The organism is Desulforhopalus sp. IMCC35007 (genome assembly GCF_005116575.1).
Classification (GTDB): domain Bacteria; phylum Desulfobacterota; class Desulfobulbia; order Desulfobulbales; family Desulfocapsaceae; genus Desulforhopalus_A.
The window spans coordinates 72,626-95,048 of the sequence record NZ_SWCN01000015.1 but is presented as its reverse complement, the minus strand read 5'-3'; the positions used below and the strand labels follow the sequence as shown (position 1 = coordinate 95,048).

The 22,423-nt window shown below is 59.7% G+C and carries 19 protein-coding genes; all 19 read left to right on the top strand.

The features are described 5' to 3' along the window. The first annotated feature begins 9 nt into the window (after window positions 1–9). Window positions 10–603, top strand: a complete 594-nt coding sequence (locus tag FCL48_RS15845; protein ID WP_136873396.1) for a hypothetical protein — start codon at window positions 10–12, stop codon at window positions 601–603. Window positions 604–613: 10 nt separating this feature from the next. Beyond that, window positions 614–1,603 (top strand): hypothetical protein, encoded by a 990-nt coding sequence (locus tag FCL48_RS15840; RefSeq protein ID WP_136873394.1) that lies wholly within the window; start codon window positions 614–616, stop codon window positions 1,601–1,603. 4 nt (window positions 1,604–1,607) lie between these two features. Then, entirely contained in the window at window positions 1,608–1,739 is a 132-nt protein-coding gene (locus FCL48_RS25680) for a hypothetical protein (RefSeq protein WP_256374292.1), read from the top strand. Continuing rightward, window positions 1,726–2,187, top strand: coding sequence for a hypothetical protein (locus FCL48_RS15835; RefSeq protein ID WP_136873392.1), 462 nt, complete (start codon window positions 1,726–1,728; stop codon window positions 2,185–2,187). Before FCL48_RS25680 ends, FCL48_RS15835 begins: the two co-directional genes overlap by 14 nt. A gap of 12 nt (window positions 2,188–2,199) precedes the next feature. After that, entirely contained in the window at window positions 2,200–2,733 is a 534-nt protein-coding gene (locus FCL48_RS15830; protein WP_136873390.1) for a hypothetical protein, read from the top strand. 15 nt (window positions 2,734–2,748) lie between these two features. Continuing rightward, window positions 2,749–6,297 (top strand): DUF4815 domain-containing protein, encoded by a 3,549-nt coding sequence (locus tag FCL48_RS15825; protein WP_136873388.1) that lies wholly within the window; start codon window positions 2,749–2,751, stop codon window positions 6,295–6,297. A gap of 12 nt (window positions 6,298–6,309) precedes the next feature. Further along, window positions 6,310–6,567, top strand: coding sequence for a hypothetical protein (locus tag FCL48_RS15820; protein WP_022993020.1), 258 nt, complete (start codon window positions 6,310–6,312; stop codon window positions 6,565–6,567). A 249-nt stretch (window positions 6,568–6,816) separates the two neighbouring features. Further along, complete coding sequence (locus FCL48_RS15815; protein ID WP_136873386.1) at window positions 6,817–7,776, top strand: amidoligase family protein; 960 nt, start codon at window positions 6,817–6,819, stop codon at window positions 7,774–7,776. 11 nt (window positions 7,777–7,787) lie between these two features. Beyond that, entirely contained in the window at window positions 7,788–8,309 is a 522-nt protein-coding gene (locus tag FCL48_RS15810) for a DUF5049 domain-containing protein (RefSeq protein ID WP_136873384.1), read from the top strand. Further along, entirely contained in the window at window positions 8,294–9,091 is a 798-nt protein-coding gene (locus FCL48_RS15805; RefSeq protein WP_136873382.1) for a glucosamine 6-phosphate synthetase, read from the top strand. The genes FCL48_RS15810 and FCL48_RS15805 overlap by 16 nt, the downstream gene beginning before the upstream one ends. Then, window positions 9,088–9,615 carry a gamma-glutamylcyclotransferase gene (locus FCL48_RS15800; RefSeq protein WP_136873380.1) on the top strand — a complete coding sequence of 176 codons (528 nt, stop codon included), beginning with the start codon at window positions 9,088–9,090 and terminating at the stop codon, window positions 9,613–9,615. The genes FCL48_RS15805 and FCL48_RS15800 overlap by 4 nt, the downstream gene beginning before the upstream one ends. 157 nt (window positions 9,616–9,772) lie before the next feature. Then, window positions 9,773–9,976 (top strand): helix-turn-helix domain-containing protein, encoded by a 204-nt coding sequence (locus FCL48_RS15795; RefSeq protein WP_091778023.1) that lies wholly within the window; start codon window positions 9,773–9,775, stop codon window positions 9,974–9,976. Between the two features lie 6 nt (window positions 9,977–9,982). After that, on the top strand, window positions 9,983–10,597 hold the full coding sequence (locus FCL48_RS15790) for a DUF1819 family protein (protein WP_136873378.1): 615 nt from the start codon (window positions 9,983–9,985) through the stop codon (window positions 10,595–10,597). Window positions 10,598–10,614: 17 nt separating this feature from the next. Next, window positions 10,615–11,205 carry a DUF1788 domain-containing protein gene (locus FCL48_RS15785; RefSeq protein WP_136873491.1) on the top strand — a complete coding sequence of 197 codons (591 nt, stop codon included), beginning with the start codon at window positions 10,615–10,617 and terminating at the stop codon, window positions 11,203–11,205. A gap of 14 nt (window positions 11,206–11,219) precedes the next feature. Beyond that, on the top strand, window positions 11,220–14,768 hold the full coding sequence (gene brxC, locus FCL48_RS15780; RefSeq protein WP_169309248.1) for a BREX system P-loop protein BrxC: 3,549 nt from the start codon (window positions 11,220–11,222) through the stop codon (window positions 14,766–14,768). Continuing rightward, window positions 14,765–15,829 carry an ATP/GTP-binding protein gene (locus FCL48_RS15775; protein ID WP_136873374.1) on the top strand — a complete coding sequence of 355 codons (1,065 nt, stop codon included), beginning with the start codon at window positions 14,765–14,767 and terminating at the stop codon, window positions 15,827–15,829. Before brxC ends, FCL48_RS15775 begins: the two co-directional genes overlap by 4 nt. Then, a complete protein-coding gene (locus FCL48_RS15770; protein ID WP_136873372.1) occupies window positions 15,826–16,365 on the top strand; it encodes a hypothetical protein in 540 nt (179 codons plus the stop codon). Before FCL48_RS15775 ends, FCL48_RS15770 begins: the two co-directional genes overlap by 4 nt. A gap of 4 nt (window positions 16,366–16,369) precedes the next feature. Further along, complete coding sequence (gene pglX / locus FCL48_RS15765; RefSeq protein ID WP_136873370.1) at window positions 16,370–19,909, top strand: BREX-1 system adenine-specific DNA-methyltransferase PglX; 3,540 nt, start codon at window positions 16,370–16,372, stop codon at window positions 19,907–19,909. 12 nt (window positions 19,910–19,921) lie between these two features. Then, a complete protein-coding gene (gene pglZ, locus FCL48_RS15760; RefSeq protein ID WP_136873368.1) occupies window positions 19,922–22,420 on the top strand; it encodes a BREX-1 system phosphatase PglZ type A in 2,499 nt (832 codons plus the stop codon). Window positions 22,421–22,423 lie beyond the last annotated feature (3 nt).

Genomic DNA, 22,423 nt, shown 5'->3' with positions numbered 1-22,423 from the left:
GGAGAACCCATGGCGATTCACCTCTATCTTGACGAAGCGCTGACCCAGCAGATTTCCGAGGGGGATTTCAGCAGCCCCGAGGCCGAGAGCTACAACGGCACCGACGGCGACATCAAGGATCGGCAACTCTACGTCGCCAACGAGCAGACCAGCCTCGCCTCGGCCATCGACGCGGCGCAGCCCTCCATTGCCCTGGCCGAACCGCGCTTTGCCGACGGCGAACTCATCATCATCGACGGCGAGCAGATGCTCGTCGAAAGCGGCGGCGGCACCGCCAATCTCACCGTTCAGCGGGGCGTGGCCAACACCGCTCCGGCCGCGCACGACGCCGGGACGACTGTCTATTCAGGCTACGACTACACCGGACTGGTGCTCGATCCCATCGACGAAACCGGCACCGACGAAGCGGTCTGGTACCGATTGGCCCTGACCCAGGCCGGACTCGACACCGCCACCCAGGGCGCACCGCTGAATCTCGGCGACAAGGCCTTCCAGCAGACGCTGTCTTTCTGGCGGCGCTGCACCGTGCTCCCGGGCACGCCGGTGCAAAACAAACTCGACATCAAGCTGCGCCTGACCGGCACGGAAAACCCGATTCTCTAAGGAGGCCGCCATGGCATACCACAGCATTCAAGGACTCGCCCACGGTCGGCTCGACCTGCTCAATCAACTGCGGACCTTTCTGGTGACCACCACCGGATGGACCCTGCACGACGATCAGTCGGCCGACCCGCAGCCGTATTTCGTCTTCAAATCGCACGGGGAATCCGGAGCTGAGGACGTCTATCTGCAGTTCCGTATCAGCACCACCTCCGGGCGGATTCACGTCGCCGCATTCCAGTATTGGAACGCGACCGCCCACACCGGCATCAACGAGGCTTCGCACACCAGTTACACCTATCTGCGGGTGGAGGACAGCGCCGACTTCATCTTCTGGCTGTTCGCCGATCTGGACCACGTCTTGGTGGTGACCAAGCTCGTCTCCACCTACTACGGCCATTACAGCGGACTGCTGAAACGCTTCTGGTCCGGGGCCGTCGCGCTCACGCAGGCGGCGGTCACCGCCGGAAGCGGCGTGGTGCTTCAGGTCAACGACGCCACCGTGGTCACCCCCGGACAGGACTATGTGATCAAGGACGACGCGGGCATCGAACGTGTGCAGGTGAGCGCCATCGACACCGCCGCCACGCCGAACACCATTACCGTCGAGACCCTCGTTCGGGATTACGCCTCGGGGGCCAAGATCGGTGAGGACCCGCAGCCGGTCATAAACAGTTACTACAACGCGCCGGGCACTTTCTACGCCGTGAACAAGTTCGACGGCTGGACTTCCGCCTCCGGCCAGCAGGGCCGCTGCGGCGCGGCAAATGGCGGTCTCCAGGGCGAAACCGATCCGGAGATGCGCTACGGCACCACCATCCTTTTTCCCTGGCTCGCCTCGATGTCCGGTTCCGCTGCCTACCAGGAACTGCGCGGCGAACTCATCGAGATCTTCTCCGTGGGCGGCGGCAACGTCGCCTCGGAAGACACCATTCAAATCGGAGCAGACAGCTACCGCGTGTTCAACCTGACCACCGGCGGCTGGTGCGCGGTGAAGGAGTAACGCCATGGCAATGCATAGCGGAAAGCTCAAACCCATCAGCACGATCACCGGCCAGCGTAGTCCGGAAACGCTTATGTCCATGAACCGTGGCCAGGCAATCAAGCTCAGCGGGAGGATTCGCCGTGGCCGTGCATAAGGGACAACTGGCATCCATCACCACCCGCAGAGGCACGCGGCTGCCGGAACTGCTCTCCATTGGAGCGGCGCAACCCGGAGCGCTCTTCGAGCTGTTTTCCGGGGCTCCGGCTAGGCGCACGGTGATGGTCCGGGCCGACAGCGCAGTACGGGTCGCCCATCGGCTCGAACGTCGGTCCGACCTCGCGCTTCGCGTGAACAACCACCTGAACCGGAACACCGACCTGTGGCTTGTCGTCCATGGCCGTCTGGGCGTCGATGCCGACACGGCGGTGCGGGTGACGCGCCCCTGGCTGCGGAGCATCGACACCAGCGTCCGTACATCCGGCGCACACATCAGCCTATCGGACACCGTTCAGCGCATCGCGATCCCGGCCGGGCTGCTGGCCGACACGCGCCAGATCCTGTTCGCGGTGCTCATCGATCAAGACCACGAAATTCAGACCTAAAGGAGAACAGCAATGGCACTGGGACTCATCGTCAAAACCGGCCGGATACTGACGGCCAAACTCCTCCTCGGCCAGGCCGTGGACGGCATCACCCACTGCGCCATCGGCGACGGGGATGCCAGCTTTACCGACCCGCAGAATCCGCCCGCGCCGGACATCGGCCAGACCGGGCTCAGAAACGAACGCGCCCGCAAGCGCTACTACAAGCGGACCTTCCTCAAGGAGGACGCCGAAGGGGCGCTCCTGGTCAACGGCGTGCGCTACCTGGAAACCGGCGAGGAGACCAACACCATCGGCATCTTCTTTCGCTTCGACGAGGCCGAGGCCAACGGTGTCACCATCCGCGAATACGGCTTCTTCGGCGGCGATGTGCAGTACGTGCAAAGCGTCACCGGGGATCTCGCCATGGGCGGCGTGTTTCATCAGGACACCAACCCGACCGGCGAGGTGCTGCGCCCGGGCTACCTGTACGAGGTGAAGAACATTCCCGACTTCAACAAGATTTCCGACACCCGCGTGGAGCTGGTCGGGATCATCAAGATCTAACTGGAGGATTCAAACATGAGCATCTCACGCGAGACATTCGACCCGACCAAAAACTACAAGCGCATCCGTTACCATCAGGATCGCGACCTGCTGGATTCCGAACTCAACGAGCAGCAGGACATCATCAACCTGGAGCGGCGCAAGATCGCCGACATCCTGTTCAAGGAAGGCTCCATCATCATGGGCCTCGAGGTCAGCGCGGCCACCAACGTCCTGACCCTGGCCCCGGGCGTGGTCTACATCGACGGCCATCTGGAACAGGTGAGCGGCGCGACCCTGACCTATGATCCGGCCACCACCAGCGGGGCCGATTACGTCTATGTGGAACTGCTGAAGTACAACTACGGCTACACCCAGGACCCGGCCCTGATCAATCCGGCCACCGGCGAGCCCACCGCCGAACGGGAAAAATGGGTTCTCTCTCTCAAGGCGACGGATACCAGCGGCCAGACGCTGCCCAACAACGTGGCCGAGCGTCGGGTGATCCCGATCTACAAGTTCGACCGCGAGAGCGGAGACGTCACGCCCACGGTGCAGGAGAAGTCCAACCTCTACCTGCGGGATCTGTTGGGCACGCTGCCGGGCAGTCGGATCACCGTCTCCTCGATCACCGAGGATCAGCTCTCATTCGCCGCCGCCGAGGGGCTCAATTCCCTGATTCAGAATCTCGCCGAGCGCACCTTCGACCAGGCAGGAAGCTATCTGGTGCGGGGTTTCGACACCTTCATCGGCGGGGTCGACGACGACAGCGTGGAGGCGATCACCAACGCCGGACGCGCCTACATCCAGGGTTTCCGGCATCAGCGCGATCTGCCCACCTCGACCCTGGTGCCCAAATCCATCGCCACCAAGTCGGTGCGCGGCGAGCAGAAGACCTTCGACATCAACAAGCGCCGCTATCCGGTCAACTCCACGCCGCTCAAGGAGACGACCCAGGTGGAGGCCATCGTCGAGATTACCCGCAACGTCACTCGCGGCTCGGTGGGCGGCGGCGAAGACCTGCTCGACCCCAATCCCGTCGTGGACATCCTCGAGGTCAGCCAGGGAGCGACCATCTTCCAAGAGGGCGTGGACTGGCAGCAGTCGGGCAACCATGTCGACTGGCTCGGCTCCGGTAACGAACCGGCCATCGGCACCACCTACACGGTGCGCTGGACCTACACCAAGCAGATGGTCAAGGGCACCGACTACGTGGACAGCGGCTGGTTCGGACAGGCCAACCATCCGGCGGCCGGAAACTATTTCTATCTGGTGACCGCCTACAACGCCACCGGCGAGACGGCCTTCAACGCCGCTGCGGTCGTGGCCCGGGCCACCACCGCCGGGGAGATGAACAAGCTCTCCTGGCTACCGGTCAGCGGCGCGACCGGCTATCGCGTCTACCGGGCCGCCACCAACGGCGCACGCACCGACTACAAGCGACTGATGGAAGTGGGCAGCGAGGCGCTCTCCTACGTCGACGACGGTGTCGAGGAGATCGGCACCGCTTCGCCTCCCGCCACCAACACGGCCGGACTCACCATGTCGCCGGTGCAGCTCGAGCTGGGCAACCTCAACGTGATCAACTTCGGGCGAGGCAGCCTCGGCGACCAGCCGGTGAACGGCTCCAACTGCAGCCTGGACTACGACTATTACCTCGGCCGTCGCGACATCGTTTACGCCACCACAACCGAAATCAAACGGCTGGAAGGGGCTCCGGCCGATTTCCCGAAGCTGCCCATCGTGCCGGAAAACGCCCTGGGGCTGTGCAGCATCGACTGCCCGCCCAACTCCACCGACATGGAGATCCGCAACTTCGGCCTGACCCGCATCACCATGGACCAGATCCACGACATCATTCAGGACGTGGAGGACTTGAAGTACAACGATGCCCAGTACCAGATGAACAACGAACTGCAGAACCGGGACGCCCAGACCAAGAAAGGCATCTACTCGGACGACTTCTCGAACACCACCCAGTCGGACATCTACCACGCCGAATGGGACGCCCGGGTGAACGAGATCGCCCGCTTCGTCGCTCCGGACCGCATTCCGCACTCCACTGTGCTCTCGGTCGATCAGGCGGGCAGCAACGCCAGCTTCTTCGGCAGCCTGGTGCTGCTGCCGGGCAACGAGACCGTGCTGGTGGAGCAGAACGATTGGTCCGAGGAGCGCAACATCAACCCCTACGCGGTGTTCGACAAGCCCCCGGCCATGCTGCAGATCACGCCCAACCTCGGGCGGCGCGGCCAGACCGGCATTGCCGTCACCGGCATCAACTTCACCCCGAGCAAGTCCGGCATCGTGCTGCGCTGCGACGGCCAAGTGATGGCCAGCAACCTGATCAGCGACGAGGCCGGTCGGGTCAGCGCCTCCTTCACCATTCCGACCAACGCCCGCAACGGCAACCGGATCGTGGAGATGGCCGACGGCGTCTACTCGGCACGCGCCAGCTTGCAGATCAACGATCCGCTGGTCATCACCCGTATCGAGCGCATCATCGAGAACCGCATCATCCGCGTGCCCGTGGTGCAGGTGGTCTGGCGCACCCAGACCATCTTCGTACCCCGCGATCCCCTGGCCCAGACCTTCAGTTTCACCCAAAATCAGGTGATCTCCAGCATCGGACTGCAGTTCACCGCCAGGGACCCGAGCATCCCGGTCACGGTGCAGATTCGCGGCGTCACCACCGGTCTGCCCAACGGTGTGGTGTTCGCCGAGAAAGTGCTGGCCCCGAACGAGATCAGTCTGAGCGGCGAGACCCGTATTCGCTTCGACGACCCGTTCTACGCAGAGGCCAACACCAGCTATTCCGTGGTGCTGCTGACCAACAGCACCAATTACAAGGTGCGCACCGCCACCCTCGGCAAGATGGGCCGCTGGGGCATCATCACCCGCCAGACCTACATGGAAGGCGTGCTGCTGGAGAGCTCCAATGCCGAGACCTGGACGCCGCTCAACGGCTCCGACCTGGCGATGAAGATCTACGGCTACAACTTCCAGTCCGAGGGGATGATTCGCTTCCAGCCGATCACCGGCGTGCAGTTCTCCGACATCAACCTCGACGAATACTCGGCCATCCCCCAGGGCACCGGCCTCGACTGGGAATACTCCACCGACGGCGGCGTGACCTGGGATGCCATGGTTCCCGCCGAGGAGGAACGGCTGCCCAACCTCGCCACCCGGGTCCAGATCCGCGTGCGTCTGAGCAGCTCGCTTTCCAACGACACCCCGGCCATCAACTTCCGCGACGTCAACCTGGTGGGCTACCTCAACAAGACCACCGGGGCCTACCTGACCCGCGAGAATGAGCTGACCCAGGGGGTGGAATCGACCAAGGCCTATGTGCAGATGCAAATCCCCAGCGGCACCACCCTGCAATGGTTCGCCAGCAACGACGGCGGCCTGACCTGGGAGGCGATGACCATCCAGGAGACCCGGCCCATCGACGAGAACTGGACCGAGTACACCCTGGTGCGAACCTTCACCGACAACACCGGCAACAAGGTCCGCTACAAGGCCGAGATGACCGGCACGCCGCTGATCTACCCGCGCATCCATTCGCTGGGCGCGACCCTGAGCTAAGGAGGCACGGCCATGATCGTTCGACGCAAAGGCGGCCTGACCGAGTTCATCCCCACGCCGCAGGAGAAGCGCGACGGCCTGATCCGCGACCACGCCCTGGGACTGCTGGAGAACCTGCACCAGCGCCTGGCGCGGCTGGAACGGGCATCAAAGCTCCCGACCGACGAAGCGGAAGCCTTCACGGCGCTGCTGGCGCGGATGCGGGCCGATGAGTCGCGCAACCTCGAGCTGCACGCCAGCCTGATCACCTCTGACACCGCCTCCGGCTGACCGGCTCACTGCCACCGCCAACATAGAAACCCCGGATACGGCCAGCCCGTTCCGGGGTTTCTGCCGCCTGTGCGCCGCCCAATCCATCCAAGCTCGCAAGTTATTGAAAATAAACGTGTTAAATGTCGTCTTCGGCTGTTCTTCTACTTGATTTGTGTCCGGAAAGAAGCATTCATTCATGGTGTAAGCGGAGGCTAAAAAGCCTTGCCTGACAACGACTTAGAAGCGCCATGAACGACGGAGGCACGCATGAACCTGAAAGAGATCCACTACGGGATCGAGATCGAGACCGTAAAACGCACCCGGGAGCAGATCGCCTGGGCCATCCACTCGGTGGTGGGCGGCACGGTCCGCCATGTCGGCATCCCCAGCAGCTATGACCCCTGGGAGGTCGAGGACCTGCGCGGCCGCGTCTGGAAGGTGGTGGGGGACGCCTCCCTGACCAGCGTCCCGGCCCATCTGCGGGCCGAGGTGGTCAGCCCGGTGCTCGGCTACGACGACATCCCGCAACTGCAGGAGGTGGTCCGGGCCATCCGCCGCGCCGGAGGCAAGATCAACAGCCAGTGCGGCATTCACATCCATATCGACGCCGCGCCCTTCGACGGCAGACACCTGGGTAACCTGGCCAAGATCATCTACAAGCAGGAGCCGCTGATCCTCCACGCCCTCGGCATCAGCCGCGACCGTCTCAACCGCTACACCCGGCCGGTCAGCGACGAGCTGATCCAGCGCATCGAACAGCATCGCCCCCGCACCAAGGACCAGCTCAACCGCATCTGGTACGGCTACCACAACCGCCAGCCCCAGCACTACGACAACAGCCGCTACCACGGAGTCAACCTGCACAACGTCTGGTACCGGGGCACGGTGGAGTTCCGCTGGTTCGAGGCGACCCTCCACGCGGGGCGGATCAAGGCCTACCTGCAATTCTGCCTCGCCGTCGCCGCCAAGGCGCTCAACGGCCGGGCCGCCTCCAGCCGCAAGCGGGACTTCGACCCACAAAGCGCCAAGTACGACTTCCGGGTCTTCCTGCTCCACCTCGGCCTGATCGGCGACGAGTTCAAGACCGCCCGCAAGCATCTGATGGCCAACATGCCCGGCGACGCAGCCTTCAAGAACGGACGCCCCAAACCGCAGGAGGTCCTTCCGGACGAAACAACCGCCACTCTCACCAACGAGGCCGGGCAAGTTCCCGGCCTCACTGTTTAAGGAGGTGCCCCATGAAGATTCTGATCCGCTCCACCACACTGGACGGCGAACCGATTCCCGGCAGCGGGGAAACCCTGCAAGCCGACGACTGCCTCGAAGTTGTCGAGCTGATGCGCGGCCAGACGCCATTTACCGCCAGCCGAGCGCCCCGGGATTACATGACCGAGGTGCTCTCCGGCATCGAAGGCGGGCCGACCCAGCCATTGCCGGAGGATGTCGCCGCTGCGGCCGCCGAGTTTCTCACCCGTCTGGCGCGGCACGGCCTGATCGAGTTTCTGCCCGACGACAAGGCCAGCGATCCCTGGCCGGAACGCTTCCTCGAAGCCCTGGAGACGGTGCGGCTCTCCGGGCGCACCAACATGCTCGACCACCCGGAGGTGACCCGGCTGACCGCCGAGATGGGCTACCCGGAGGTGGCCGAGTGGCTGGCGGACCACCGGCGCGAATACGCGGCCTTCGTCCTCGAAGGGACGAGACCGCTCGGCAAGAACTTCGGCGGCAAGGAGGACCCGGCTCCATGTGCGGACAAGTAGGCATCATCTTCGGCCGCAAGCGCAGACGGCCCGACGAGCGGGATTACCTGCGCGAGGTCTTTATCCGCATGCTGCTGCACAGCGAGGAGCGCGGGCCGCACGCCTCCGGTCTGGCCTGGCTCAAGACCGACGGCAGCCACCGCATCTTCAAGCGGCCGATGCGGGCGCACGAGCTGGTGTACGAGAAGCCTTTTCAGGAGCTGCTCGGGCAGGTCGACAACGAGACCACCGTTCTCATGGGCCACACCCGCTGGCGCACCCGGGGCAACGAGTTCAACAACCGCAACAACCATCCCATCCGGGCCGGAATCGTCATCGGCACCCACAACGGCACCATCTACAACGCCGACTATCTGTTCCGCCGTCTCGGGCTGCCGCGCTACGCCGAGGTGGACAGCGAGCTGATCTTCCGCCTGGCCGACCGCTTCGCGCCCGAAGGCCCCATCGACCAGGATGGCCTGAAAAAGGCGCTCGCCCTCTGTCGCGGCCAGATGAGCGCCGTGCTGGCCTCACGGCTCGACCCCGGCACCATCACCGTACTCAAGGGCAACAAGCCGCTCTGCCTGCGCATCCACCGCCAGCACCGGGTGGTGCTTTACGCCTCGGACGACGCCTTTATCGACTTTGCCGTGGCCAACGAGAAGGGCTGGCGCGAGCTGGAGGTGCCGCCCATGACCATGCTCACCATCCACCACGAGGATGTGCGGTCCATCGAGAATAGCGAATTCCGCTTCATACCCCAGGAGCGCAAAGGGACACTGCCCGAAGGAGTGGATGCATGAACATTGGAGAATCCTCGAAGCTGAACACAAACCCGGAAGACACTCCCGAGACCATCCTCCGGCTCTTTGTCTACGGCACCTTGAAACGGGGCTACTGGAACCATCAACGCTTCTGCCACCAGGCCCGCAGCATCGAACCGGCCGTGGTCTGGGGCAGGCTCTACCACCTCCACGCCGGATTCCCGGCGCTCGAGGTGCCGGAAGGGCTGATCATCGCCCGGGGCACTGCCGATCCACTGGCCGACGCCCGCAGACAGCAGGAGATCGGCACACCGCGCTTCGGCCGCCCAACCGGCGACTGGGATCTGATCCATGGGGAACTGGTGACCTTCACCGACCCGCAGCGCGACCTGCCGCCCATCGACCGGCTGGAAGGCTTTCGGCCCGGCGGGCACAGCATGTATCAGCGGGTGATGGTGGCGGTGCTGTGCGGGCGCACCTCGATTACGGCTTGGACCTACCGGATGCCGCGCATAGACACCGGGAATAGGCTCGGAACAGGCGTCTGGCATCGACCTTGTTAGCAAACAATCGGCTCTAATCGGTAAAGATCGTTTGACATCCGGCGGCCAAATCGTATATTTTCAAGTGATTTAATCGGGAGAACTCCGCCTGTTTTCCCTTACTTCGCCTCTGGCGAGCGCATGGCTTAACCCCAATCGCCCACGAGGAGCTTGAGAAATGGCCGAGATGGAAGACCGCTGGTTATCGATAAGTGAGATCTGCAAGTACCTCGGGGTCAGCAATGACACCGTGTACAAGTGGATTGATAAACATGAAATGCCCGCGCATCGCATGGGCCGCCTCTGGAAGTTCAAGAAGGATGAGGTGGACGAATGGGTAAAGGCCGGTGGCGCTGCCGAGCATTACAAAAAGGAATCCTGACCAAGAATGAGTAACGATAGATACAGCATGTCATTTACAACGGGCAGTCTCTTCCACCGCGAATCGGTGGAGCTGGCCGCGCTGTATCTTGATCTTGGCGACTGGAACTCTGTTCGAGACAAGGTCGTTGCAGAAAATTTATTGCAGACCAGAACGCTGAATACGCTCAAACGAGTCTGCCGCGAGGTCATCTCTCGGCTGCGGACGTTGAGCCCAGGCGAACTTGATTTCTTTGTTGAGGGCAGCCACCAAGAGCAAGCCTATCTCCTGTGGCTCGCTGTTTGCCGCCGATACAGATTCATCGCCGATTTTGCCGTCGAAGTGCTTCGAGAGCGCTACATCACACTGAAAAGTGATCTGACCCACGAGGATTTCGATTCCTTCTTCAACCGGAAATCCGAGTGGCATTTGGAATTGGATGAGATCACCCCGGCAACGCGAGGCAAATTGCGGCAGGTACTGTTCAAGATGCTTCGCGAGGCTGATCTTCTAACTGCCAACAACATGATACACGCAGCCATGCTCAGTCCGAGACTATTGGATCTGATCCATCAAGGCAGCCACAGGGATGTTTTGCACTTCCCTGCATTTGAAACCGATCTGAAGGGGATGAAGCGGTGACAGCAGATATAGCCAGAATGCCGATGCAGGACAGATTTCAGCATCTCTTTGCAGTGATCTCGGGCCAGCGTTTTCTCAATAAGCAAGGACTCGGCAACGAGGTCCCGTTCTTTATCTGCCCTTACAAGCCTGAAGAGTCCGTTGAAATGGAGCGGCTCCAGCGTCAGCTGGTTAATCGCCTTGAGCAGGCCGGTGTCCGGATTCTGGAAATCAATCTGTATGACCTTTCGATAGAAATTCTCAAAGAGCGTGACATCTGGGAGCAGATTGTCGAAATGGAGGATTCCGTCTCCAAAGAGCAGCTCAAGGAATTGTTGCAAGGCGTGCTGGACCCCGAAGCGCATCTTGTTCCTGCGATTGCGGCCAAGCTGGCGAGCACCGATTTCGAGGTTCTTTTTCTGTCCGGCGTTGGCGAGGTGTTCCCCTATATCCGTTCGCACAACGTCTTGAACAATTTGCAGAGCACGGCGAAAGAAAAGCCGACCGTCATGTTTTTCCCGGGAGCCTACACCCACTCCCTGGAGTCCGGAGCATCGCTTGATCTCTTCGGAAGGCTGCATGACGACAAGTACTACCGGGCATTCAACATCTTTCACTGCGAAGCATAAACGAGGGAAGCGTGATGACTCTTAAGACCATTTTTAACAAGCCAGTTGATCGCCCGATTGAAGGGGTCATCAAAGCTGACGATGAAGCCAGCCTTCGCCTCGAGATTGAAGAGTACGTTCTGACCAACGAAGTCGAGAAGCGGCTTGAGTCCTTTCTGGATGCCTACAACAACTATGAAGGTGCCAATGGCGTTTGGGTTTCCGGCTTCTTCGGGTCCGGTAAATCCCACCTGTTGAAGATGCTGGCGCTCTTGCTCGAAAACCGGCAGATCGACGGTGCCTCTGCACTTGACCTGTTCCTTCCCAAGTGTGGCGACAACGAGATCCTGCGTGGTGATCTCAAGCGAGCCGTCGCCATCCCGTCGAAAAGCATTCTGTTCAACATCGACCAGAAAGCGGATGTCATCAGCAAGACCCAGATCGATGCGCTCCTCGCTGTCTTCGTCAAGGTCTTTGATGAAATGTGCGGTTACTACGGCAAGCAGGGGCACATCGCCCAATTCGAGCGCGACCTCGACAGCCGTGGCCTCTATGAACAGTTCAAATCGGCCTATGAATCCACTGCGGGCAGAACATGGCAAAAGGGCCGCGAGCAGGCCCTGCTTGAAGCGAAAAACATTGCCAAAGCCTATGCCCAGGCAACCGGTGGCGACGAGGCATCGGCCATGGGGATACTCGATAAGTACCGCAGCCAGTACCGTGTCTCCATCGAGGATTTTGCCGAACAGGTGCATGCCTATATCGAGCGGCAATCGCCTGATTTCCGTCTGAACTTCTTTGTCGATGAGGTGGGTCAGTACATCGCTGAAAACGTCAAGCTGATGACCAACCTCCAGACCATCGCCGAGAGCATGGCCACCAAATGCCGAGGCCGTGCATGGGTCATCGTGACCGCCCAGGAGGACATGGGAACAGTTGTCGGCGAGATGGGCAAACAGCAAGGCAACGACTTCTCAAAAATTCAGGCCCGGTTCGCCAATCGCATGAAGTTGACCAGCGCCGACGTGGCTGAGGTTATCCAGAAGCGTCTGCTGATGAAAACCGAAGAAGGCGTTCGTCTACTCTCGGATATCTATCACGCGCAGTCCAACAATTTTAAGACCCTGTTCGACTTTGCCGACGGCTCGCAAACCTACCGGAACTATCAGGATCGGGATCACTTCATTCACAGCTATCCGTTCATCCCGTACCAGTTCGCGCTGTTCCAGTCGGCGATTCAGAATCTGTCGCAGCACAACGCCTTCGAAGGCAAGCACAGCTCGGTGGGCGAACGCTCCATGCTTGGGGTATTCCAGCAGGTTGCGATCCAGATCGGGGGGCATGAAATCGGTCAGCTGGCGACCTTCGACCTGATGTTTGAAGGCATTCGCACCGCGCTGAAGTCCAATATCCAACGGGCCATCATCCAGGCCGAAAACCATCTGGATGGCCCCTTCGCGATCCGGCTGTTGAAAACGCTCTTCCTGGTCAAATACGTCAAGGAATTCAAGCCGACTCTTCGCAACCTGTGCGTCCTGATGCTGGACGGCTTCAACCAGGATCTGCCCGCGTTGAGAAAACGGGTCGAAGAAGCCCTCAGCCTCCTTGAACAGCAGACCTACGTGCAGCGCAATGGCGAACTGTATGAATACCTGACCGATGAGGAAAAAGACGTCGAGCAGGAGATCAAGAACACCGAGGTGGAGTCGTCAGACGTTGCCGCCGAGCTTGAGAAGATCGTTTTCGACCATGTCATCAAGCACCGGAAGATCCGCTACGACGAGAATGGCCAGGACTACCCGTTCTCCAGAAAGCTCGATGACCGTTTGCACGGGCGCGAGTACGAGCTGGCCATCCATGTCATCAGTCCGTTCCATGAAAACGCCGAAAGCGAGTCCATCCTGCGGATGCAGAGCATGGGTCGGGACGAACTGCTGGTCCTGATGCCAGCGGATGAACGGCTCGTTCGCGACATCCTCATGTACAAGCGGACGGAGAAATACATCCGTCAGAACATCTCGATTACGCAACAGGAGGCGGTCAAACGCATCCTGACCGACAAGGGCTTTCAGAACCGGGAACGGTATGCCGAACTGCAGCAGCGCGTTCAAAGCCTGATGGGCAAGGCCAAGCTGTTCGTGGCAGGAGGCGACATCGAGATCGGTTCCGAGGATGCGCAGACCCGGGTGTTGCGCGGATTCCACGAGCTCATTTCCCGTGCCTATCCGAACCTTCGCATGCTGCGCGGCATCACCTACACCGAGAATGACATCGCCAAATGTCTTAAACACTCGCAGCAGGGGTTGTTCGGCAACGACGCCACCTCCCTGGCCGAGTCCGAGCAGGAGCTTCTGGCGTTCATTCAGAGCAACAACCGGGGGGGCGTGCGTACCACGCTGAAAAACCTGCTGGAGAAATTCGAGCGCAAACCCTACGGCTGGTACTACGCCGCCGTTCTTTGCACCCTGGCCAACCTGTGCGCACGCGGCAAGGTCGAAGTTCGCACCGACGGCAATCTGCTGGAAGAGGACGAACTGGAACGGGCGCTGCGGAACACCCATGGTCACGGCAATGTGGTGCTGGAACCCCAGGTCGAATTTACCGCATCGCAGGTCCGTGCCCTCAAGGAATTCTTTGAGGACTTCTTCGATGCCCCGCCCCGCTCCAGTGAAGCGAAGGCGCTCGGCAAGGAGACCGGAACCGCGCTCCAGGATCTCATGCATCAGCTCAATCCGCTGGCGGCCCAGGCATCCCAGTATCCTTTCCTGAATGCGCTGACGCCGGTGCTTGAGAAGCTCAAGGAGCTGACCGGCAAGCCCTACACCTGGTATCTGACCGAGCTTACCCGCCAGGAGGACGCGCTGCTCGATATGAAGGAAAGCGTCATCGATCCTGTCCGCAAATTCATGAGCGGCCCGCAGAAAGGCATTTTCGATAACGCCCGCAAGTTCGTTCAAAGCCAGGAGCCCAACTTCGCCTACATCGATGGCGATGAATCCGCTCAGGTAGTCGCCAGCCTGACCGATCCTGAATGCTTCAAGGGCAACCGCATGCAGCAGGTGAAGACGCAAGTTGAAACCCTGCAAGAGAAGGTCACTGCCCAGATCGAGGCCGAGATTGCCAAGGCCAAGGAAACGGTCGCCGCCCTCAAAGGCCGCCTCTGCGGCATGGCCGAATTCAGCGCACTGAACGGCGAACAGCAGGAGCAGGTCACCCGGCCGTTCAACGAATTCGACTCAGGCATAGAGCGCCAGAAACTGATCGCCGTCATCCGCGACACCCTGCGCCGGTTTGAGGAAAGCGACTACCAGCGGCTGCTTTCGCAGATGACCTCCTGGGCGCAACCGGCACCGGCACCCGAGCCTGCGCCGGAACCCGGTAAAACCGCCACGCCGGATGCAGGTACGAAACCCACGCCACCCGTCAAGCCGGAACCGCGCATTGAGTACGTGCCCAGCCGCTCGGTGAAGGTCTCTTTCGACAAAGCCTGGTTGGCCGACGAGACCGACGTGGAACGATACCTGGAATCCATGCGCGAGGCGCTGCTGGATGAAATCCGCAAAGGAAAAAGGATTCAAATATGATCGAGCGTCTTGAACTGAGAAACCTCACGGTCTTCACCGGCCTGACACTGGAGCTCTCGCCAAAAATCAACGTAATCATTGGCGAGAACGGCACCGGCAAAACGCATCTGCTCAAGGCGGCCTATGGGCTGTGCGCCGGTGCGCCCCTGTTTAAGAACAAGCCCGATACCGGTGACGATGAACTCGAAGCGGCGCTGACCGCCAAGCTGTTGCGCCTTTTCATGCCCCTGGACGACAAGCTCGGCAAGATGCATCGCCAGGGCGCGACCGACCAGGCCTATCTGTCGGCGAAGTTCGCCGGGGGGCAGAAGATCGCCGCGACCTTCTTCAACAACTCCAAGGCGCTGGCCGTTCAGGATCGCGCCAACTACGAGAAGTACCAGGCCGAGGCGGTATTCATCCCGACCAAGGAAGTCCTCTCGTTCATGAAGGGGTTCAACAGCCTGTACGAGAAATACGGGCTCTCCTTTGACCAGACCTACCAGGATATCTGCCTGCTGCTGGATCTCCCCGAGGTCCGCCCGGAAACCCTGCACGAAAAGTCCAAATGGGCCATGGCCGAGATCGAAGGCATCTGCGGCGGCCGCTTCGTTTTCTATGGCGGCGGCAAGGTCACCTTCAAGACCGAGACTGCTGAATACTCCGCCAACTCCATGGCCGAAGGCTTCCGCAAGGCGGGGATACTCTCACGCCTACTCGAAACCGGCGCGATCCAGCCCGGTGTCAGTGGCCCGCTGTTCTGGGACGAGCCTGAATCCAACCTGAACCCCAAGCTGATGAAGCTGCTCGTGCAGATCCTGCTGGAGCTGTCACGCAACGGCCAGCAGATCATTCTGGCGACCCACGACTATGTGCTGCTCAAGTGGTTCGATCTGCTTATGGACAAGGGCAAGGATGACCACGTGCGCTTTCATAGCCTGTACCGTGACGCGGACACCTCCGAGATCAAAGTCGCCTCCACCGAGGACTATCTGAAAATCACGCCGAATCCGATTGACGAGGCCTTTGGCTTTCTCATCAACCAGGAGATCGAAAACGACATGGGAGGCCTCGGTAAATGAAGATCGTTGAGGCTGACGGTTTCGAATTCCGTTTTGAGGATGCCCTGGACGCATTCGTCTTCGACGAGACGGACAGCACCAAACCTACATTCCACGGAGCGCCCATGAAAGGCGTCGACATCGTCGCCGAGTTCGCTGAGGCCTATGTCTACGTGGAACTGAAGGACTATGACGACCCGTCGATTTATGACGTCCTCGGCGCGGCAAACGATGACGAGACAAGCTCGCGGCAAGCCAGCTTCAAGTGGTTGAAGAACTACCTGAAATACAAGTTCCGGGATTCTTACCTCTACCGGCATGCCGAGCAGAAGGTGGATAAGCCGGTTCACTACGTCTGCCTGATCACCTTTGACAACGCCTTGAACAGCCGGATGCAGAAATCCCTGAAACAGGAGCTGCCGGTGGGCAGAGCATCACGCCGCTGGGTCCAGGCCCTGGCTACAAGCTGTCATGTCGTCAACCTGGATAAATGGAATGAAAACTTCCCCAAGTGGCCGGTCACCCGCCTGGCCGCTGCAGCAGCCGGAGGAGCCTGAATAGATGGAAACCGCAAAACTAAAAAAATTCGCCCAGTTCGCCCGGCGCACTCTGCTGGAGCAGGTCTCCGCCAAGCTGAAACTGGTGCTGGCTGAAAACAGCGCCGCCCGGCGGGAAAGCACCGAGGCGATCAAGAAGCTCGAAGAGGCGATCAAAAACCACGGCAAGGAACAGGTCATCGAGCGGGTGGCCTACATCTGGTTCAATCGCTTCTGCGCCCTGCGCTTCATGGACGTGAACCGTTACACCCGTATCGGCGTGGTGTCGCCCTCCGAGGGGCAGTTCCAGCCCGAGATTCTGGCTGAGGCCAAGATGGGCCACATCGACGAAGAGATGGTCCACGACAAGGTCCGGCAGCAGATCTTCGCCCTGCTCGATGGCAAAGCGCCCAGCCGCGACCCGCAGGGTGAGGCCTACCGCCTGCTGGTGGTGGCCGCCTGCAACTTCTGGAACAAGGCCATGCCGTTCCTGTTCCAGCGCATTGACGACTACACCGAACTGCTCATGCCCGACGACCTGCTTTCGGGAAACTCCATCCTCGCCTACACTCGCGAGGCGATGACGCCGGATGCCTGCGAGGATGTCGAGGTGATCGGCTGGCTCTACCAGTTCTACATCTCCGAGAAGAAGGACGAGGTGTTCGATGGTCTGAAGAAAAACAAGAAGATCACGCCCGAGAACATTCCCGCCGCCACCCAGCTCTTCACCCCACACTGGATCGTGCGCTACCTGGTGGAAAACTCCCTCGGCCGACTGTGGCTGCTCAATCGTCCCGGCTCGAAGCTGGCCGGGCAGATGGACTACTACATCAAGCCCGAACAGGCGGAAACCGACTTCCTGCGCATCGCCAAGCCGGAAGAGGTCAAGATCTGCGACCCGGCCTGCGGCTCCGGCCACATGCTCTCCTATGCATTTGATCTGCTCTACGCCATCTACGAGGAGGAAGGCTACGAGCCCGCCGAGATCCCGGAGAAGATCCTCACGAATAACCTCTACGGCATCGAGATCGACGAACGCGCCGGGGAACTGGCGGCCTTTGCACTGACCATGAAGGCCCGCTCAAAGCAGCGCCGCTTCTTCAGCAAGGGCGTCAAGCCGAACATCTGCGTGCTGGAAAATGTCCACTTCGACGGCAATGAGTTGAAGGACTACATGGATTTTGTCGGCCGTGACCTGTTCACCGCGCCGCTGCAAACCACCCTGCGCCAGTTCGAAGAGGCCGACAATTTCGGCTCCCTGATCCGTCCGGATGTCACCGACGTGGACGGCATGCTCAGGATTCTGGAGTCAAAGAACGTCTCCGGGCAGCTGTTTATCAGCATGACCCATCAGAAGGTGCTGCAAGCCCTGCGGCAGGCTGATTACCTGAGTCCCAAATACCATGTGGTGATTGCCAATCCGCCGTATAAGAAAAAGGCGGATTTAAACGACAATCTTCAAGGCTGGCTTGAAAGCTCCTTTGTTGACGGCAAGTACGACTTATACCAAGCCTTTATCCTCCGAAACGCCAAACTTGCTGTTGGTGATGGGTATGTGGCGATGATCACTATGCAAGGCTGGATGTTCGCACCAAGGTACGAGGCGATCCGTTCTAATATCCTGACTAATTGCAGCATCCTTTCTATGGCGCAATTAGGTGAAAGGGCTTTTGACTCTATCGGTGGAGAGGTTGTTTCAACGACTGCGTTTGTCTTGTCAAATAATCGAAGCCCAAGCCTAAAAGGCCAATTTGTAAGATTAACTGAAGGAAAAAATGAAGATGAGAAGAACCAGGCTTTATTAAGCGCCGCTAAAAATCCTAATAGCGACATCAGATTCTCTGCTAGCGACGATGATTTTCTAATAATCCCTGGGCAACCTCTAGTTTTTTGGGCCTCAGAACAAGTCCGTTTAGCATTTCATAATTACCCCACCATCTCTGAATACATTGTGACTCGTGAGGGACTCACGACTGGCAGCAATGCTCTATTTCTTCGTGAATGGCACGAAGTATCCCAGAGCGAAGTGGCATATGGAATGGACAACGAAGCTTCAGCTCAAGAGTCGAATAAGAGGTGGTTTCCCTATGTCAAGGGTGGTGGATCACGCCGATGGTATGGAAACTTTGAACACTTTGTTAATTGGTATGATGATGGAGTCGAACTAAAGAATTTCAAGGATGAAAAAACAGGGCGGATCAGGTCCCATAACTACAATGGTATTTATGGGTTTAGAGCAGGGTTTACTTGGTCTGGTATTTCCAGCAATGACTTTGCTGTTAGAGATGTTCCGGTCGGTTTCATGTTCGATGCCAAAGGCCCGATGGGGTTTGTAAACAGCTCTGTTTCTTGTGAAGTAATTGAAGCATTTCTAAACAGCAAGGTGTCGAGTAGTTTCCTGCGAATGCTAGCGCCAACCCTGGATTTCAAATTAACGCATGTGCTTAGCTTGCCATTAAAGCAGGTTGACGACCCTGAACTTTCAGTTCGTACAAAGAAAAGCGTGTATTTGGCAAAAGTAGATTGGGACTCCTTTGAAACCTCATGGGACTTCATCAGCACGCCTTTACTTAATCCTGACTGCCGCCAACCAACCCTGAAAGCTACCTACCAGAAGCTCCGAGCACATTGGCGGGAGATGACGCTGGAGATGCAGCGGCTGGAGGAAGAGAACAACCGCATCTTTATTGACGCCTACGGTCTGCAAGATGAGCTGGATGAAAAGGTTGACCTCAGCCAAATAACTCTGACCTGCAACCCGCACTACCGCTACGGTAACGACAAGAGCGAGGGCGAGTTGGAGGCACTGCTGCTGGCCGACACCATGCGCGAGCTGGTTTCCTACGCCGTCGGCTGCATGTTTGGCCGCTATGCACTGGACAAGCCGGGGCTGATCCTGGCCAACCAGGGCGAGACCATCGAGGACTACCTGAAGCGGGTTCCTGAGCCCAGCTTCCCGGCCGATGACGACAACGTCATCCCCATGCTCGACGGCGACTGGTTCACCGACGACATCGCCGAGCGCTTCCGCAAGTTCCTGCGCGTGGCCTTTGGCGAGGAGCACTACGAGGTCAACCTCAAGTTCGTCGAAAAGGCGCTGGGCAAGAATGGCAAGGCCCGCGATATCCGCGATTACTTCCTCAAGGATTTCTACATCGATCATGTGAAGCGCTACAAGAAGCGACCTATCTACTGGCTGTTCTCCAGCCCCAAAGGCAGCTTCAACGCGCTGATCTACATGCACCGCTACCGCCCGGATACAGTCAGCGTGGTGCTCAACGACTACCTACGCGAGTTCCGCACCAAGCTCACCTCGCACAAGAACCACCTGGAGGCAGTCAGCATCAGCGCCAGCAGCAGCCAGGGCGAGAAGACCAAGGCCCTGAAGGAGATCGAGAAGATCACCAAGATGATCGCCGAGATGGAAGAGTACGAACGCGATGTGCTTTACCCGCTGGCCACCGAGCAGGTGGAGATCGACCTCGACGACGGCGTGAAGGTCAACTACCCCAAACTTGGCGCGGCCTTGAAGAAGATCGTCGGCCTGGATGCGAAAGAGGATTAAGGAGCGCCATTGATGGAAAACCGCATAGCCCAGGCCCTGACTAAACTCTTCGACCGGCACCGGATCGTCTTCTGGTACGACGCCAAGCTGGAGTTGCGCGACGACTTTGAGGCGCTTCAGCTGCCCGGTGTCGAGAAGCTGGAGCTGACCAACAACGAGTACGGCATCAAGTACAGGCTGCTGCGCGAGCAACCGGAACAGAAATTCCTGCTCTACCGCGAAGGGCCTCAGCCCGCAGATCTGGATAACTGGCTGCTGGATGTACAACTGGCCCACGGCGAATTCCGCACCGATCAGGTGGCCATCTGGCTGTCCGAACTGGAGCTCGGCCTGGAGTTCACGGATGTGGTGCAGGCCCATGCGGAGTTCTTTCAGGCGATCAAGCGCAAGGACGCCCTGAAGAAACTGCTGAAAGCCGACGACACCGCCGGACAGATTCGCCTGAAGATGCTGGCGGTATGCACCGGCAGCGAGCCGCGCATGGATGCGGTGGTGGAAAACCTGCTGCAGGAGCTGGCCGACGGTCGCGACGAGAAGATCAAGCTGGTTGGCCGGTGCAGCCTGGACGGTTTCCTCTGGGAACAGATGACCCGCTGCTATGGCTACAAGTCTGACGAGCCGGGCATCCGCGACTTCGCCATCGAGCTGTTCAAGTCCTGCTACGCCATGGGCACCGACGGCCAGGTGAAACTGACAGGCGACGCCCTGGTGTTTCTCAAGCGCTGGAAGGATAGCCGTCAGTTCGAAGGCGGCTTTGAGACTCTCTCGGGGGAATGCGCCGAGGTCCTTGGCATTGAGCAGGATCTGACCAAGCGGGATTTCCGCGAGTTGATCGAGCTGGACTACTTCCGCCTGATCGACCAGAAGATCATCAGCGACCTGGTGCGGGCGGTGGCAGCCCGCACGGCCTCCAGCGGTGACGTGGCGATCTGGGTTCGCCAGCGGCGGCAAGGCCACTGGTATCGCGAATACCGGCATTTGTACGAGGCGGTCGATTACGCCGCCCAGTTTACCCATGCCCTGGGTGAGGCCAAGCTCGCCATGGACAGTCTGGCCGAAGGCGTGCAGCGCTACAGCCGTTTCTGGTATCTGCTCGATCAGCTCTACCGCAAGTTCACCTACCATGTGCGCATGTCGGGACAGGCGTCGCTGATGGGCAGCCTGACCGATCAGGTCGAAAACCTCTACTCCAACAACTACCTGTTGAAGCTGGGCGACCGTTTCCAGACCTTCGTGGATGCGGCATCGAAGTGGGAAGCCTTCCCAGTACGCAAGCAGAAGGAGTTTTTCGAGCACTGGGTCCGGCCGTTCCTGCGCAAGGACAACAAGGTCTGCGTGATCATCTCCGACGCCATGCGCTACGAGATCGGCGATGAGTTGCTGAGCCTGATCCGCCAGGAGGATCGTTACAGCGCAGAACTGGAACCGGCGCTTTCGATGCTGCCCAGCTACACCCAGCTCGGTATGGCGGCGCTTCTGCCCAACAAGGCACTGGCAATTGCCGACAACGAAACCGGCACCGTGCTGGTGGATGGCCAAAGTTCCCAGGGAACGGCCAACCGCATCAAGATCCTTGGCCAGGCAATCAGTCAACGGGCTACCGCCTGTAAGGCCGACGAGCTGATGGCCATGAAGGGTGATGACTGCCGGGCGCTGGTGCGCGACCATGACGTGATCTACGTCTACCACAACCGCATCGACGCCACCGGCGACAAGCGGGAATCCGAGGAGCGGGTTTTCGAGGCAGTGGAAGAAACCCTGCAGGAGCTGATTCGGCTGATCAAGAAGCTGACCGGTGCCAACGCCAACAACTTGCTGGTGACCTCGGACCATGGCTTCATCTACCAGAACCGCGCCATCGACGAGAGCGACTTTTCCGGGGTCGATGCCGAGGGTGAACAGATTCTGTTCCGGGACCGCCGCTTCGTGCTCGGCAAGGGGCTTGCCGAGGCATCCAGCCTGCACAAGTTCACCCCCGAGCAACTTGGCCTGGCCGGTGAAGTGGAGGTGCAGATTCCCAAGTCGATCAACCGCCTGCGCCTGAAGGGCTCCGGTAGCCGCTTTGTGCATGGCGGCGCATCGTTGCAGGAGGTGGTGATCCCGGTGCTCAAGATCAACAAGAAGCGCCAGAGTGATGTCACTGCCGTCGAGGTGGACATCCTGCGCGGAGCCAGCTCGGTGATTACCTCCGGGCAACTGGCGGTGACCATGTACCAGGCCGGACCTGTGACGGACAAGATCCAGCCGCGAGTGCTGCGGGCTGGCATCTACACCGAGGCAGGCGACCTGATCTCCGACAGCCACGACCTGACCTTTGATCTGAGCTCGGACAATCCCCGGGAGCGGGAGCTGCAGGTGCGCTTCGTGCTGACCCGCAAGGCCGACGAGGCCAATGGCCAGGAGGTCATTCTACGGCTGGAGGAAAAACACGCCGGGACTTCACATTACAAGGAATACAAGTCGCTCCGCTACCTGATGCGGCGCTCATTTACCAGCGACTTCGACTTTTAAAGG